At 47.8% G+C, this 16,391-nt stretch carries 17 protein-coding genes; 11 read left to right on the top strand and 6 right to left on the bottom strand.

The window, feature by feature from the left end:
- The first annotated feature begins 6 nt into the window (after positions 1–6).
- From H6780_01315 to H6780_01300, 4 genes are all read left to right on the top strand, one after another.
- Positions 7–1,959, top strand: a complete 1,953-nt coding sequence (locus tag H6780_01315) for a hypothetical protein (protein USN89045.1) — start codon at positions 7–9, stop codon at positions 1,957–1,959.
- A gap of 58 nt (positions 1,960–2,017) precedes the next feature.
- Entirely contained in the window at positions 2,018–3,412 is a 1,395-nt protein-coding gene (locus H6780_01310; GenBank protein USN89044.1) for a glycine--tRNA ligase, read from the top strand.
- A gap of 173 nt (positions 3,413–3,585) precedes the next feature.
- Complete coding sequence (locus H6780_01305; GenBank protein USN89043.1) at positions 3,586–5,010, top strand: methionine--tRNA ligase; 1,425 nt, start codon at positions 3,586–3,588, stop codon at positions 5,008–5,010.
- A 2-nt stretch (positions 5,011–5,012) separates the two neighbouring features.
- The gene (locus H6780_01300; protein ID USN89042.1) at positions 5,013–5,912 is read left to right on the top strand and encodes a TatD family hydrolase; all 900 of its coding nucleotides are present in this window, start codon (positions 5,013–5,015) and stop codon (positions 5,910–5,912) included.
- Positions 5,913–5,942: 30 nt separating this feature from the next.
- Here the strand turns inward: H6780_01300 and H6780_01295 are convergent, their stop codons facing one another.
- Positions 5,943–7,043: a hypothetical protein gene (locus H6780_01295; protein ID USN89041.1), complete on the bottom strand. Its 1,101-nt coding sequence runs from the start codon at positions 7,041–7,043 to the stop codon at positions 5,943–5,945.
- A complete protein-coding gene (locus H6780_01290; protein USN89040.1) occupies positions 7,043–7,969 on the bottom strand; it encodes a D-alanyl-D-alanine carboxypeptidase family protein in 927 nt (308 codons plus the stop codon). The genes H6780_01295 and H6780_01290 overlap by 1 nt, the downstream gene beginning before the upstream one ends.
- Positions 7,970–8,028: 59 nt before the next feature.
- Here H6780_01290 and H6780_01285 point away from each other — a divergent pair, with 59 nt between their 5' ends.
- From H6780_01285 to H6780_01265, 5 genes are all read left to right on the top strand, one after another.
- Entirely contained in the window at positions 8,029–8,994 is a 966-nt protein-coding gene (locus H6780_01285) for a hypothetical protein (protein USN89039.1), read from the top strand.
- Positions 8,995–9,056: 62 nt separating this feature from the next.
- Positions 9,057–9,578: a 30S ribosomal protein S6 gene (locus H6780_01280; protein ID USN89038.1), complete on the top strand. Its 522-nt coding sequence runs from the start codon at positions 9,057–9,059 to the stop codon at positions 9,576–9,578.
- Between the two features lie 38 nt (positions 9,579–9,616).
- Positions 9,617–10,057 (top strand): single-stranded DNA-binding protein, encoded by a 441-nt coding sequence (locus tag H6780_01275; GenBank protein ID USN89037.1) that lies wholly within the window; start codon positions 9,617–9,619, stop codon positions 10,055–10,057.
- A 154-nt stretch (positions 10,058–10,211) separates the two neighbouring features.
- Complete coding sequence (rpsR, locus tag H6780_01270; protein ID USN89036.1) at positions 10,212–10,412, top strand: 30S ribosomal protein S18; 201 nt, start codon at positions 10,212–10,214, stop codon at positions 10,410–10,412.
- A gap of 80 nt (positions 10,413–10,492) precedes the next feature.
- Positions 10,493–10,708 (top strand): hypothetical protein, encoded by a 216-nt coding sequence (locus tag H6780_01265; protein USN89035.1) that lies wholly within the window; start codon positions 10,493–10,495, stop codon positions 10,706–10,708.
- Positions 10,709–10,753: 45 nt separating this feature from the next.
- Here H6780_01265 and H6780_01260 read toward each other — a convergent pair whose 3' ends face one another.
- Positions 10,754–11,329 carry an elongation factor P gene (locus tag H6780_01260; GenBank protein USN89034.1) on the bottom strand — a complete coding sequence of 192 codons (576 nt, stop codon included), beginning with the start codon at positions 11,327–11,329 and terminating at the stop codon, positions 10,754–10,756.
- Positions 11,330–11,372: 43 nt separating this feature from the next.
- Between H6780_01260 and H6780_01255 the strand changes: the two genes are divergently transcribed.
- Positions 11,373–11,963, top strand: coding sequence for an RNA polymerase sigma factor (locus tag H6780_01255; protein USN89033.1), 591 nt, complete (start codon positions 11,373–11,375; stop codon positions 11,961–11,963).
- A gap of 51 nt (positions 11,964–12,014) precedes the next feature.
- Entirely contained in the window at positions 12,015–12,353 is a 339-nt protein-coding gene (locus H6780_01250; protein USN89032.1) for a hypothetical protein, read from the top strand.
- A 65-nt stretch (positions 12,354–12,418) separates the two neighbouring features.
- Here H6780_01250 and recA read toward each other — a convergent pair whose 3' ends face one another.
- The 3 genes from recA to H6780_01235 all read right to left on the bottom strand — a co-directional run bounded on the left by recA (position 12,419) and on the right by H6780_01235 (position 16,248).
- Complete coding sequence (gene recA, locus H6780_01245; GenBank protein ID USN89031.1) at positions 12,419–13,492, bottom strand: recombinase RecA; 1,074 nt, start codon at positions 13,490–13,492, stop codon at positions 12,419–12,421.
- A 143-nt stretch (positions 13,493–13,635) separates the two neighbouring features.
- Positions 13,636–14,013, bottom strand: coding sequence for a hypothetical protein (locus tag H6780_01240; GenBank protein ID USN89030.1), 378 nt, complete (start codon positions 14,011–14,013; stop codon positions 13,636–13,638).
- A gap of 3 nt (positions 14,014–14,016) precedes the next feature.
- A complete protein-coding gene (locus H6780_01235; protein USN89029.1) occupies positions 14,017–16,248 on the bottom strand; it encodes a DNA translocase FtsK 4TM domain-containing protein in 2,232 nt (743 codons plus the stop codon).
- Positions 16,249–16,391 lie beyond the last annotated feature (143 nt).

Raw genomic sequence — 16,391 nt, 5'->3', positions numbered from 1 at the left:
AAGCATATGATGAAGCCACTACAATCACAGGATAATCTCGATGAGATGCGTAAGCGTCTGTATGATCGAGGAGCAGAAGCTGAGAAAGCCGCTCGGCACCAGCTGACCGATGAAAAAGTAGATGTATCGCGGAATTGGAGCTTGCCCAGTCAAGCGCGTCGTGGCGATACAAACGATCTTCGGCAAGGTATGGCTGCTGCTGGTGAAGAGTCCGGGTTGTCTGAGGCTCCCAGCGTGCAGTCACCGCGACGGCATTATCGTAGTTTTGTGCTCCTAGGGAGCTTCTTCATTTTTGCCTTTGTGGCGCTTATATCAACTATGTTCTGGTATTTTGGTGGTAACCAAATTTCCAGTGATAATATCCAGGTCACGATTGAAGGTCAGTCACTCATTGGTGGTGGTGAAGTGATGTCACTTGAAGTCTTGGTGGCCAACCAAAATACTGTTCCGATTGAATCGGCGACCTTGATTTTGCGATATCCAAATGGCACGCGCTCAGTAGGAGACTCCCCACGAAATTTATTCGAAGAGCGAATTCCGCTCGATGATGTCGGTCCGGGGGAAATACAAAAAGTACCAGTCAAAGTGGCTGTATTTGGTGAAGAAAACGCTGAGAAAAAGATTGAGGCTTCGGTAGAGTATCGTATTAACGGTTCTAATGGCATGTTTTACAAAGACGCAAATCCGCTTGCCTTTCGAATTAGCTCGTCGCCACTAGTGCTTCGTATAGATAATGTTGAAAAAGTTGCGTCGGGACAGCGGGTCGACCTAACCATCACTGCCGTTTCAAACGCCTCATCACCACTTGAGGATATACTCATCACCGCGTCGTATCCAAATGGATTTGATTTTGAATCATCTACGCCTGCGCCAATTTACGGAGAAAATGTGTGGAAGATTGATAAGCTGCTGCCGGAAGCTAGCACCACCATTAAATTACGGGGGATTGTCCGTGGCTTAACAGATGAAACCTTCCGTATCAATTTTGCAGCGGGTCCAGCTAATCCAGACAACCAGTATCTCGTCGGATCGACACTGACCGATGCACGAGCCGATTTTATTATTGAACGGCCATTTATTGATGTGGCAATTTCCATCAATGGTGATCGTGATGGTTCTGCCATTTTGCCAGAGGCGGATGGTTCTAGTGTAGGAATTAATATCAAGAATACGCTTGAAGAATCGGTGTATGACATGATTGTTGAGGTGGTGCCGGGAGGCAATGCACTTGACGAAGATTCGATTGCAAGTAGCAACGGCTTCTATGACTCAAATACCGGCACGGTCCGTTGGGAAGTTTCCAACAATCCTTCCTTTGCACAAATCAATCCTGGAGATACGCGCGGACTTAGTTTTAGCCTGAATCCAGGACCGCTTAGAACAGAAGCCTTTTTTAACATGGTGGTAAATGTCTATGCGAGACGCGTGGCTGAGACAAGCGCTCAAGAAACACTCATTGGTTCGGTTACTGCGGAGGCTAAGTACTCATCACACGTTGCAATGAGAAGTCAGGTAAGCAGGGACGCCGGTAGCTTTACTGGCAGCGGCCCGATTCCGCCGAAAGTTGGTGAGTTTACTACGTACGCGGTTACGCTGGTGGCTGAAGCTGGTGCCAATAACGTCGGGAATGCGATTGTGGAGACTAGCTTGCCGATTTATGTTAACTGGCTCGATATGTACGAAGGTGATGGTACATTGACATACAATACCGTATCAAAAAATATGGTTTGGGATATTGGTGACATCACGCGCGGTCAGCGAAAAGAACTTACCTTTCAGGTGAGCATTCAGCCAAGTCTCTCTCAGCTTGGAACTAGTCCGGTGCTCGTGCGACCGCAGTCTTTGAAGGCTAATGATCGCTATACCGGTGTGCTCTTGCAAGATTCTGCGGGAGCTGTTACAACTGAACTCTCAACCGAAATGGGATTTGAAAAGGGGGACGGGGCAGTGGTTAGATAATTCATGTTGCCCAAGACCTAGGGCAAATCGCTGGACGGAGCTGAAAAGCGAAAGAAATATGAAAGAAAACATTGATCAAAAAATGGAAAAAATAACTAGTCTGTGTAAGCGACGCGGTTTTGTGTTTCAGGGGAGTGAGATTTATGGCGGGTTAGCTGGGGTGTTTGATTATGGTCCGATGGGCGTGGAGTTGCTCAATAATCTAAAGCAAGCGTGGTGGAAGGCTAATGTATATGACAAGGAGAACTACTATGGACTAGACTCGGGAATGTTTAAACATCCTATGGTTTGGGAAGCGAGTGGCCACACGTCTGGCTTTTCAGATCCATTGGCAGAATGTAAGGAATGTAATACGCGCATTAGAGTCGACAAGGAGCTAGAGCGAGTTGGAGTAACGGCTGACGAGAAAATGTCGGAGGCAGAAATCAATGAACTTTTTGATGCAAATCGAGATAAGATTCCATGTCCTAAGTGCGGCCAGAAAAACTTCACTGCCGCTAAAGCATTCAATTTGCTTGTGAAATCAAACCTAGGTGACTTTACTTCAGAAGGAGCTGAGCCGGTTTATCTTCCGGGCGAGGCTTGTCAAGGTATCTATCTAAACTATAAGAACATTGTTAATTCGATGTCGCCAAAACTTCCGTTCGGTATTGCTCAGATTGGTAAGGCGTTTCGTAATGAAATTTCTCCGAGAAACTTCTTGTTCCGTACTCGTGAAATGGAGCAGGCGGACACGCAGTTTTTTGTAAAGCCGCATGAAAACAAAGCCGCATACGAAAAGATTAAACAAGACCGACTTGATTGGTACGTATCTATTGGTATCAAGCCAGAAAATCTTCGCTTTAAGCAGCATGAGAATTTGGTGTTCTATGCAGCTGATGCTTGGGATATCGAATACAATTTCCCTGGAGGTTTTGATGAGTTGGAAGGAATTCATGACCGTACGGATTATGACTTAACTCAGCATCAAAAATTCTCGGGAACAGACTTACGATTCACAGATCCTGAAACAGGAGAGAAGTACATTCCGTGGATTCTTGAAACATCAGTGGGTATGGGTCGAATGTTCTTGGCTGTATTGTGTGACGCTTATGACGAGGATGAATTAAATGGGGAAACTCGTACAGTCCTTCGCTTGTCATCTGAACTAGCACCATATCGCGTGGCGGTGTCACCGCTCCTGAAGAACAAGCCGCAGCTTGTAGAGAAGGCGCGTGAAGTCTTTGTGGCGTTGAAGAAAGAGTTTGGCAACGTGGCATGGGATGACAACGGCAACATCGGCAAGCGCTACCGTCGTCAAGACGAAATTGGTACACCGGCGTGTGTGGTAATTGACTTTGATACGCTCGGCGAAGAAAATCCAGCGCTGAAAGATACCGTGACTGTACGCAATCGTGATACCGGTGAGCAGGAGCGTGTGGCAATTGCTGAGCTAGCTGCGTACTTGAAATAAAAACAAAGAGCAAACTGACGCAATGAGTAGGCACGAGTCAAGCTCTCCGCTCGCGACGCGAACCAGTCAAGACACTTCGTATCTTGACTGAACCGCTGCTCCGCGAGGCCTACACATTGCGTCAGTTTGCTTTATGTCTCAAAACGTATTTTCTATGCTACAGTAATTTCACTATGTCTGAAAAAACACCGAAATACATCACTACAACGCTTCCGTACGTAAACTCGAGTCCGCATATTGGGTTTGCGGCTGAGTTGGTGCGCGCTGATGCCTACGCACGCTATTTCAAGCTGCTCGGGCATCCGGTGTTTTTGAATACCGGTACTGATGAGCATGGTCAGAAAATCTACGATAAGGCGCTCGAGCTCGGTAAGGATACACAGATGTTTGTGGATGAGCTGGCTGATGAATTTAAGAAACTGTTGCCTGAGCTCGGCATTTTGCCGGAGGCAAATTTCGTTCGTACAACAGACGCACATCATAAGTTGGCTGCGCAGGAAATGTGGCGACGCTGCAAGGCGAAGGGGGATATTTATAAGGCGGAGCATGAGGTGAAGTACTGCAAAGGGTGTGAGCTTGAAAAGACCGACTCAGAGCTTGAAGATGACAAGTGCCCGCTCCATCCAAATTACGAAATTGAAATCCGCTCTGAGGAAAACTACTTCTTCCGCTTTTCAAACTATCAGCAGGCGTTGCTTGATTTGTATGCTTCACAAGAAAATTTCGTCGTGCCAGATTTTCGGTTGGCCGAAATTAAGAAGTTTGTTGCAGGTGGTCTCCAAGACTTTAGTGTGTCTCGTCTGAAGACTAAAATGGCGTGGGGCGTGCCAGTGCCAGACGATGAGGAGCATGTGATGTACGTGTGGTTCGATGCTCTGACCAACTACATCTCAGTCACAGGTTGGCCAGAGCAGGCCGACTTCGGCGGCTGGTGGCCAGGCGTGCAGTTTGCTGGTAAGGACAACTTGCGTCAGCAGAGTGCGATTTGGCAGGCGATGCTCCTTTCGGCTGAGCTTCCGCCTTCAACCCAGATTTTTATTGGTGGTTTTATCAATAGTGGTGGCCAAAAAATGAGTAAGTCACTCGGGAACGTGATTAGTCCATTTGAACTTACTGCCAAATATGGGGCAGAGGCGACACGCTACCTGCTGCTTCGTCACGTGCATCCATTTGAAGATACCGATGTAACTTGGGACAGACTCGATGAGTGGTATACCGCCAATCTTGTGAATGGCCTGGGCAATCTCACCGCGCGTATTATGAAGATGGCCGAGACGCACCTTGAAGACCCGGTTGACACAAAAGATGTAACAACCATGGATCATGCGGCACTTGAGCGGTTTGAATTCCAGACGGTGCTTGATGGAGTATGGAATGCAATTGGGCAGATGGATGAATACATCACGGAAAATGAACCATTTAAGGTGGTGAAGACCGACAAGGAAGCCGCGGTGGAAATGATTCAGAAGCTGGTAAAAGATCTGCATGAAGTAGCAGAAGCTTTGGCGGCGTTTATGCCAGAAACCGCAGCGATTATTTTGACTGCGATTAAAGAGAACAAAAAGCCGGATAATTTATTTGCGCGACTTGAGCAATAGCCATGAAATACATCGACACTCACGCACACTTGAATCTCGCGGCTTTTACGGAGGATGTAGACGTAGTGCTTTCACAATGTGTGGCTGATGAGGTGGCGATTATAAATGTAGGGACTGGAGAAGCATCGAGTAAGCGAGCGGTGGAGATTGCAAATGGGACGTTCAACCAAGCGAGCGAGCGAAATAGCGGAAAGATTTCCGATATTTCCGAGCGAGCGCAGGTTGCCCCCGGAGGGGATAATTGCTACGCAATTATCGGCCTGCATCCCATCTACACTGTTCCGGGTAGAGAAGACGAGGATTCTCCTCGTTCGGGAATAGAGTCGTTCAATCCAGATTTTTACCATGAGCTCGCCAAAGCGCCGAAGGTAGTGGGGGTTGGGGAGTGTGGGTTTGATTATTGGCACACGGCGCCAGATAGTTATGAGACACAGGAGCAAAACTTTATCGCCCAGATACAATTTGCGAACGAGCATAACTTACCGCTTATGATTCATACGCGCAATCCAAAGCCGGGGGAAGCGAGTCCGACTGGGCGCAGTGTGTATGAGGATGTCTATGAAGTGCTCAAACAGTACGCTAAAGTGCCGTTCAATGTGCATTTTTACGCCGGCACCTACGATGAGGCTAAGAAGTTTTTTGATATTGGTGGCACGGTTTCTTTCACTGGGGTGATTACCTTTGCATCGGTGTATGAGGAGGTGGTGAAGGCGGTGCCGCTTGAGCTTATGCATGGCGAGACTGATTGTCCGTACGTGGCGCCGGTGCCTCATCGTGGCAAACGTGCCGAGCCATGGATGGTGATTGAGGTGTACAAAAAGATTGCGGCCATTAAGGGAATGGATGAGGAAGTGGTGCGGCAGCAGCTTGTTGAGAATGCTAAGCGATTCTATAGGATTTAAAAAGGCCGGCCCTCTCGAGGGCCGGCCTTTTTAAAGAGCGTAATAACCAATGCCGCCACCTTGAGACACATTTACTATCTGCTTTTCAGAGTAACGAGTTAACGTGTGTCCGCTGCCAAGTACAGTACCGTTTTTAACAAAGAAATGAGGACAGAGGTCAAAATACAGCTCTTTAGTTATTACTGTGTTTTTATCATACAAATCAACAGCGCGTTTCGGTATTTCAACTAATTCTTGAGCTATATAGTTCTTTTGAAGTAAGGAATACGCCAACGATTCCCACTCAAGTGGGGTTATTTGATGCCCAAAGTATATACCGTAACCCTCACATCCATCTGCGGGCTTAAGGACTATTTGGGACTGTCTGGAGGTAACTTCCGGTACACTTTCAGAAGTTAATTTGATTGTTTTGGGAACAAAAGAGTGATTTATGGTTGCAAGTAAATCTTTATAGCCCAAAGTTCTTAAAGCTAGAGTGTTGATGTATCGATGGTTGTTGTTTTTTAAACGTTCGACTTGTTTTGGAGTGAGTTTGCTGGTCTCAAGACATCTGCGAACAGTTGCATTTGATGGTATTTCAGTGACGTCGTATCCAATAAAACTCTCCTTGCCATGATGAGTAAGTTTGTTGTGTTCAGCATGGTAACTATCAACAAAAAAAGCGTGTTCATTATGCAGCACGTACACAGACTCGGCTTCGTTAAGTAGTTCTAGGAATAAGTTGTGATGCAGGTTGGTTTCGGTGCTCGTCAGTACGCTATATGTACTGTCATGAAGTAGTAGGCCGTCAGGATAGTCACAGTTAATCTCTAGAATTTTTACCGAACCAGTAGCTGGCTCCCAAATGCAATCAAAGCGAACAATTCCTGTGTATTCGTCAGTAATTAACGGTGTAATAAAATCCTCGCCAGCATTTTTAGCACGAGTCTCAGCGCTTTGTTTCGTGCCGTGTGTATCAAGCAGTTTTTGTAAAATTGCTTTCAGTTCTTCTTGAATCTCTTTATGTACGAAATTTGGCAGCGAGGTGAGTTTTGTAGCTATGGGCAAACGAAGACTGCCGCGAGAAACGGGATACGCAGGAGATAGACGGGCCCAAAACGCCTCGTACGCTTGGTCGGCTGAGGGTTTCATTAGTCAAACAAAGTCAACAGATACTCATTAATATCACGCTGGTCAAGGTCGTAAAATGTTTTATCTTTGCGATGCAAGTCGCGAGCCAAGTCGATCCCAACAAAGCGCCAATGCCACGGTTCGAAAATGTAATAATCATTACCTTCAGGGTAGGAAAGGATAAAGCCGTATTTGTAGGCGTTATCAAGGAGCCAGGTGTAGGCATCGGTATCTTTAAAGCTGGTATATGTCCCGCCAACTTCAACGGTAGTGAGGTCAACGGTGGTGCCAAGTTGGTGTTCTGAGTAACCTTGGTCGGCTGAGAAGGCATTTGCGCCAGTGCCATAGACTTGCGTGTATTGACCCTTGAGGTCAGTTTGTTCGTCGAAAGAGCGGTAGGCGGATGCAACTTTAAGGTCGAGGTCAGCTTTTTTTGCTGCGTCAAGTAAATCTTCGAGGTGGTCGATGGCTTCAGCGTGAAAATACTGGTCTTTCTTACCTGGGAGGATGTACTTGTCATCAATTTGTTTTACGCGAGACGGGGTATAGTTTTCATTCAGGAAGTACACTTTTGAATATTTAGCAAGTAGCTCCTCATCAGTCTTGGCCAGTTTGTCGAGGTCGCCAAGGGTGCCAGCGAGGTCGCGTATTTGGTCTTCGAAGTCGTCATTCTTATTTTTCTCGTCGCGGTAGTCATCGGCGAGTTCTTCAAGTTCTTCTTTGAAATCAGCCAAGTCTGATTTGAGGTCGGCAATCGTACTACTAGCTACTTCTAGCTCGTTGATCTTTTGAGACTTTTCTTGCAGTAAGTTGTTTCGTTCGGCTGTAAGGATGGCAATTTCAGAGCTTTTGTTCTGGTTCAGGAGGGTGAGTGCAGTGCTTGCAATTATGCCTATAACAGCGACTGTGCCTATCAAATATGTCGTTGCATCGTGTGATAATTTCATGTGTTTTTTATCATACCACTAATCGTAATTTGAGGGTACGTAAGTGCTACTATGTGGGTATGTTTGCTAGTTACGTGCTTTTGGCTGTCTTCGGTATGGCCAGTGCCGAGCTTTTATCAGGTTCATCACCACTGTGGTTTGTTAGTCCTTGGGCGCTTTTGGTGACGTTTCCGCTATATTTTCTACACATCGTCTTTCTGTGGTCGGTGGCTGTTCGATTCCAAAAAACCGCTTGGTACCAGCTATATTTTCTAGGAGTGATGTTTGCCTTGTATGAAGCCTGGATTACCAAGGTGCTATGGATTGGGTATCCAAGTAACGGTGGATTCGTATTTGGTGAAGTGGCAGGGGTGGGAATTGGTGAGTATGTTGCGCTCGTTTTGTGGTGGCACCCCGTGATGTCATTCATTGTGCCAATTGCGCTGTATCAGTTAATTTCAGGTAAGGTTTTGCCGGAGTTTCAATCACTTTTGCAGTACGGAAAGAAGAAATGGCGGCTGATCTTGGCCTTGGTGGTAGGCTGTGGACCGATTGTGGCCACTTCTCACGGGTTTTTTGCGCCAGCAGCTTGGTTTACGATACTGGGCACCTTTTTAATGGTCGCCTTGCTTAGGAAACGTCAATTGGTTGATATTCGAGCATTGGCAGTAAGTAGGATGGGTTTTTGGGCTTATGGAATATTGCTGACGCTGCTCTATCTAGTGACGTACCCCAAATTGGTGCCGGAAGGAATTCCGCAAACCGTAGAGCCGATTGTGGTTATATTGCTCACCTATGTAGTGGCTGTGTATCTTTTTGCGCGCTCCCAAAAGGCAACGTCTACGGAATCAGTGTTAGGGTCTGAATTTTTCAGTTGGCAGCAGATCCGTACGGTATTTTTAGTCTTTGGCGTATCGGTAACGATTTTCAGTGTTTTGCCACCGGTGGCAATTATTGGCATAAGCGTCTGGTATATCGCGCTGATGACGGGTGGGGTGTATATTGCCGTGGCAGCGCTAAAAGCACGCTCGAGGGAGCGAAAATAGTATTGAAATAAAACCATCTTTGTGGTATTGTTCTCCGCGTTATTAATTAAGTTCCTGAACACATGTCAGAAACAAACATGCCAGCAGCCGAGGTGAACTCATACGAGCTTGCCTTCCACGTACTTCCAACGGTTGCTGAAGGGGAAGTGACTACAGTCTTTGATAAGCTCAAGGCTGCCATTACTAAGCACGGTGGTACCGTGACTATCGAAGAAGCACCAGCTCGTTTTGAGCTCGCATACGAAATTGTGAAGCACCTTGAAGGTCGCAATCGCAAGTTCGCCAGCGCATACTTCGGATGGGTACGCTTTACAGCAGAACCGGCAGCGATCGAAGAAATTATGGAAGAAGTAGATGGAACCAAGGAATTGCTCCGTCACATGCTTACCAAGCTTACTAAGGTTGAAGAGGAAAACCCATTTTACTTCCACGAAGCACTCGCTGCTGCTGGAAAGAAGGTTGAAACAGTTGACCTAGACGAAGCGTCAGAAGACGGTGAAGAGTCAGCCGAAGAGGTTGACGAAACTGAAACCGAGGAGGCTACTGAAGCCGAAGATGGAGCAGAATCAGAAGACAAGGTATAATTGCCTGATACACGTCTTAACGATTCAAATCCGAAATTATGTATCTTAACAAAGCAATGGTCTACGGGAATCTCACTCGTGACCCAGAACTCAAGGCTCTCCCAAGCGGGATGCAAGTATGTAGCTTCTCAGTCGCAACCAACCGCGTCTTCAATGACCGCGATGGTAAGCGTCAGGAGGCGGCTGATTATCACAACATTGTGGTATTTGGTAAGCAAGCTGAAAATTCTGCAAAATATCTCTTCAAGGGTAACGGCGTCTTCGTAGAAGGTCGCATGCAGACCCGGAGTTGGGATAAGGACGGTCAGAAGCAGTATCGTACGGAAATCATCGCCGATCGTGTCCAATTTGGGCCAAAGGGCGGAGCGACCGGTTCTGGAGCACCAGCTGCAGCAGCAGTGGGGGGAGATGATGGAAAAGCGCCTGCGATTCCAGATTATCCAGAGGAGGAGATCAATCCCGAGGACATTCCTTTCTAAATACAGAATGTAACCCAGCTACGGTGTTGCCTTTCAGTAAAATAATACTCACTGGACGTAAGTCCCATTCGTATTATTTTCTTCCGGCGCCTTGTATCTGGGTCACCTCTGAATTTAGAATTTTGACCTGTTGCTTTGTCTAACTAATAAAATCATGACCGAAGTAAAAGAAACCAGCCAGCCTGCGCACCACATCGACTACAAGGACATTATGCGCCTTAAGGCTAATGTGAACCCACACGCTCGTATGTTCAATCGTCGTCGTACACACATGACCGCAAAAGCCCAGCGAAACTTCGCTTCTGCTGTAAAGCGCGCACGATTCATGGCTCTTATGCCATACATCCAGCACTAGGAACAAAAACCGCAATCAAATGATTGCGGTTTTTGTTTCCTCTGCCATAATGGGTATGGGAAGTACGAAAGGAGAACGCTATGTTCATCTTCGCGGTAGCAACTGCGTGTGGTCGCTTGTACCAAGTGGCTCAGGCAGCATTTCGGCGCACCGGACAATGTCTGGCGCGGTTCATCAATGATGAGGCAGTAAATGACAACATCACCACCGTTGAAATTCAAACCATCGACGTGCCGCAAATTCGGCGAGTCCGGGAATGGGCGGCACAGCATCCGTTTGATCAGCGAATGGAGTAGGGTCAAAAAAGGGCCGACGCGTACGCGTCGGCCCTTTCTCATGCATTAATTCTTCTCAGCGCGAGCAGAGTATGTACCTTCTTCGGTGTTGATACTAATGATGTCACCTTCGTTGATAAACATTGGCACCATGATGGTAGCACCAGTCTCTAGTGTTACCTCCTTTTGAGCGCCGCTTGAAGTATTGCCCTTAACTGCCGGCATGGCTTCAGTTACCTTAAGGTCTACCTTAATTGGGAACTTGAGACCAATAATCTCTTCGTTGAAAATGAGGGCGTCAATCTCAGTGCGCTCTTTCATATATTTGCCTTGATCGCCCACCTGGTCTTCTGGCATTGCGAAGCGTTCGGATGGCTTGCCGGTGTTGTGGAACCAGTATTCTCCAGGTTTTTTGTAGATATACGTAACACTGCGGGTCTCCAGTTCGGCTTCATCGGCAGTTTCGTTTTGATGGAACGTAACCTCAAGCAATTTGCCTGATTTAAGGCTTTTGAGCTTGGTGTTATTGACTGGCTTGCGCTTCTGCTTGCGGAATACGTGTGACGAAATCACCAAAAAGGGTTCATCCTCGTAATTAATGACTTTTTTAACGGTAATCTCGTTGTAAGATAAAACTGCCATATTAAAATTTTTCTATTGTGTTAGAGTGGCAGCATACTAGCATATGTTGGGATTTACAGCTACGGATGAAGCGGAGGAATGGGAAGATGAGCGGCTTTTGGCGGAGTCGCAGTCTTCGCCGTGGTTGTTCGCTATTTTGGTGCGCCGATACCAAGACCCGTTTACGCGAAAGGTTCGCGCGATTATCTATGATCCACTTGATGTGGAGGAGGTGGTACAGGACGCATTTACCAAAATCTACGTAAACGCTGATAAATACGAGCCACAATCGGGGGCGAAGTTTTCATCATGGGCGTATCGCATACTACTGAATACTGCTTTTACGCGCTATCAGAAAGTGGTGAAGGATAGGCAGCGTTTTGTAGCAATGGATCCAGAGCTGGAGCAGCAGTACGGTGAGTGGAAAGAACATAGCGGCTTTGCTGAAAAGCGAGACGGGGTAGACCGAATATTAGCTCGTCTTCCAGAGCACTTTGCGGTCGTGCTTAGGTTGCATTACATTGAGCGGTGGTCGCATCAAGATATCGCCGATTATACTGGAGAAAATGCCGGCACTATCAAGGCGCGCATTCATCGCGCCAAGGCAGCTTTTAAAAAAGAGGGGAAAGATGGAGAAGCCGAGGCGTTGCTATAAGTCCTGGCTGGATGCAGTAACTTTTTTGTAACTAGTTGAGATATAGAGAGTATGAAGTCAGATATGCAATCAATCATCATGCGGCGGGTGTACTACAGCTATGGGCTTAGTATTATTTCGCATAGTATGTTTTGGCAGGGAGTATTTCTTCCCGTCGCGGGCTTTTTCTTAGCAAAATGGCTTCACGTGGCGAGTATTGTGCACAATTTACTTTCTGTACCCGTGGGCGGTGCGCCGAGGTTTGTGTGGAATAGTTTTGTGGAGGCAGCTACGCATGGCGAGCTCGTGACCGTAGTAACCTTTGTGGTGGCTGGGGTAGTGACAGTGAGTGCTGGCTATCATCTCATGCAGGCATTGGCGTCTCGTATTTTGCTACCTAAAGTAGCGTAGTCATAACGTTGTATTGAAAAACCGGCTGGGACCCAAAGGGTCCCAGCCGGTTTTCGCACAGCTCATTACTTCGCAGCTTCTTCCTTAAGCGCCTTACGAATGTTCTTCAGTAGTTCCGCTTTGAGTTTCTTATCTTCTTTCAGCGTGGTGCGCGCAGCATCATAGCCACGGCCGAGCTTCACGACAGTTGACTCATCGCCACCTGGTGGGGTGTATGAGTATGAGGCGCCGGCTTTGGTGACCATCTTGTACTTTTCACCGAGAGCCAAAAGTTCACCTTCGCCTGAAATGCCTTCTCCGTAGAGGAGGTCGAATTCAGTGGTGCGGAATGGGGCAGCGACCTTATTCTTCACTACTTTCACGCGGTGGCGGCCGCCAACTACTTCTTCGCCCTTCTTAATCTGTGCGATACGGCGAATATCAAGACGAACTGAAGTATAGAATTTAAGCGCTTTACCACCCGGGGTGGTTTCTGGGTTACCAAACATCACACCAACCTGCATACGGATTTGGTTAATGAAGATCACTACCGTTTTGCTTTTGGCCACAATACCGGTGAGCTTGCGGAGCGCCTGGCTCATGAGACGAGCTTGCTTACCTACATGGTGCGCACCCATCTCACCCTCGATTTCGTCTCGTGGAGTGAGCGCAGCGACTGAGTCAATCACAATCACGTCGAGCTTACCGGAGCGGACGAGTGACTCCACAATCTCCAGCGCCTGTTCGCCGTTGTCAGGCTGGGAAATAAGGAGTTCGTCGAGCTTCACACCGAGATTCTTAGCGTACTCTGGGTCCATCGCATGCTCTGCGTCGATAAATGCACAAATCCCACCGGCTTTTTGTGCTTCGGCTACGGCATGCAAGGAAAGAGTAGTTTTGCCCGATGACTCTGGACCAAATATTTCAATAATACGCCCGCGCGGATAACCGCCAATGCCAAGCGCATCATCCAGACCGATTGAACCTGATGAAATTGCTTCCACATCGACGTGCTTGGTTTCGTCGAGAGTCATAATTGCCTCGTCACCAAACTTGGTCTTGATGCTACGAATTGTCTCAAGAATCTCATTAGTGCCTTTCTTTTCAGCGGTTTCTGGTGCGTCGGTGGTTTTTGCGGTCTTCTTTTTTGCTGCTGCCATAGTATGTATTGTTATGAGTAAACTTGGGTTCGTCTAGCAATTTCGCCTAGGGCAGGGCGAAATTGAGACGTAAATTCAATATAGTCGCTTTTGCTCCTTATTTCATTTATCTTTTTTGCTGCTGCCATAGTGTTCGTCATTGCTTAGATTGATTGGATAAAACTCGATGGTGTGTACACGAAAGGTCTTTCTACAGTGGTGACACGTCCATATCTATCTTCTGCCCGAAGGGTAGCTACAGTATAGCCGTTTTCGAGGATGAGCGCCTCCTTGAAATGTCCGTGCGCGTCAGTGTAAATTTGTCGGTCGTTGAGCCAAAGGCGACTGATGTTGAAGGTGGAGCCAGTGAGGTAAATTTGTCGGTCGTTATGAATGATGGTAGGGCTGCTGGTTAGGGTGATTTGTGGTCCCATAATCAGGAATCTAGCCTGAAAAATCACATATCCCAGAATAATTAAGAGTCCCGAGGCGATGAGGGTTGATTTTACAACCGAGCGAAATGGGACAGTGTCTTCATGCATAGGTTAGAATTGACGTTTTTCGTCTGTTTCATCATCTTCTTCTGCGTCGTCGTTCATATCATCATTGCCGCCCGTCATCAGAATTTCGCGTGGCTTTGAGCCATCGGCCGGGCCAATAACACCATTTTCTTCCAAGAGGTCCATGAGACGGGCGGCACGAGAGTAGCCAACGCGCAGTTTGCGCTGAATGTATGAGGTGGATGCTTTACCAGCCTCAATGACGGCCAGTTTGGCGTCTTCGTATAGCTCATCGTCTGCGTCGTCGCCACCACCAACCATGCTACTAAAGACGGCGTCGTTGCTGCTGCTGGCTGCGTCGTCAAAATTGATCGTATCAAGCTCGTGCGCGTCTTGCTTCTTGAGATATTCTACCACTTTCTTGATTTCGTCTTCCGACACATACGCAGACTGGAGGCGGATTGGTTTTGGACTGTCCGAAGACTGATACAGCATGTCACCTTGTCCAAGGAGTTTTTCGGCTCCGACGGTGTCGATAATCGTGCGTGAGTCTACCTGCGAGGCCACCATGAGTGCGACACGGGTTGGGATGTTTGCCTTGATTGTACCGGTGATAACGTTTACCGACGGTCGTTGGGTGGCGAGGAGAAGGTGAATGCCGACGGCGCGCGACATCTGTGCCAAACGCACAATGTACGCCTCGAGTTCGCGTGGATACGCTTGCATGAGGTCATTGAGCTCATCAAGAATAATCACAATATAAGGGAGTGCTTCAGGTAGGTTGGCGCGATCTTCTTCGTTTTTGCCAGCGGCTTCCCAGGCTTCTTTAGCTGGTTGGTATACATTCTTGTGGTATGAAGACAGGTTTTGTACTTGTTCAGACTCGAGAATGTCGTACCGCCGTTCCATTTCCTTCACTGCCCAGTTAAGTGCCTGCAGGGCCTTCTTGGCTTGCGTGATAACTGGTGTGAGGAGATGTGGAATCTTATTGTATAGGGTGAGCTCGACGCGCTTCGGGTCTACAAGGATAAAACGAAGCTGGTCTGGTGAGTTGCGATAGAGGAGTGAGATGATGATGTTGTGAATTGCCACCGATTTACCAGCACCAGTTGTACCAGCGATGAGGCCGTGCGGCATGCGGGCGATGTTGGCAAAGTGAACGTTGCCGGTTACGTCTTTGCCGAGTGCGGCTACAAGCGGATGCGGTGAATCAGTGTACTCCGGAGTAGACAGAAGTGAAGCGAGACCAACCGTGGCACGGGTCTCATTTGGCACCTCAATACCCACGAGTGATCGGCCAGGAATCGGTGCTTCTACACGGATAGTCGATGCTTTGAGGGCAAGCTGCAACTCCTGCTGCAGACCAACGATGCGAGAAATTTTGACACCCTGTGCTGGCTTCAGTGCGTAGCGGGTAATAGTCGGACCGCTCTCCACCGCATCCATTTCGACGCTGATACCGAAGTCACGCAGGGTGCGTTTGATGGTATTGGCGTTGGCTTTTACGTCGCCGATTTGTGCCTTGCCTTTTTCTTTATTGAGCAGGGTCAGTGACGGAGCAACGTAGGTGCCGTTAAAATTCTTGATAACGATTTCGCTGCCACCTTTGGCTTTGCCGAGTGAGGCGACTTTCTTGGTCATGGCAGCAAGGCCCGTCGCTGGCTCTTCATCAGACGCTTCGTCTTCATCTATTGTCTGCTCGTCCTCGACTGGTTCGATGTCGGGAATATCGAGGGCTTCAATGTCATCGAAAGTATCCATTTCATTTTCTGTGTTTGGTTTCTTCTTTAAGAATCCTGGCAGTCCGATGCCGGTATTGAACAGGAGGAAGATGGAAATGAGCACGAGACCAAAGATAAGGATGCCCGCAACGGTCGTGTCGAGGAGATATGCGAGCGGTGCTTCAAGTGCCCAGCCAACCCAGCCTCCACGATCAGCTTCTGAGAGTTCGAGTCCGGCAAGCAAAGAGACAAAGAGGAGAATCATTCCGGTAATTTTGGCACCACTGAGACTCTGGTCTTCCTCACGTGGATTCAAGAGCACATATATGTATGTTGCGCACGCAAGTGGCGAGAGCCAAGCACCGGCCCCAAACAGAGCCACAAGGGCTTCCTCGGTAAATGAGCCGACTGGTCCGGCGTAGTCGAGTAGGGAAAAGAGAAAGAACACCGCCAAGATGCCCATCACTACCGCTCCAATTGCTTGCTTGGCGTGTGGACTCAAGTCATGGAAGAGTGGTTCTTTTTCTTTTTTAATCGATCGTTTCTTGCGGGCCATAGGACAAATGTAGCGGGTTGAATTTCTGAATGGTTACTAAATTAAAGTACCCACATGATAGCACGAAGAAGGGCCTAAAATCAGGGTCAATCATCTCAAGGACGAAGAAAGGACAGCTCTTGCAAAGTACAAAAATGTCCTTA

It is taken from the genome of Candidatus Nomurabacteria bacterium (assembly GCA_023898565.1).
Classification (GTDB): Bacteria; Patescibacteriota; Minisyncoccia; order Phycocordibacterales; family UBA918; genus OLB19.
This window is presented reverse-complemented; position numbering and strand designations above follow the sequence as displayed.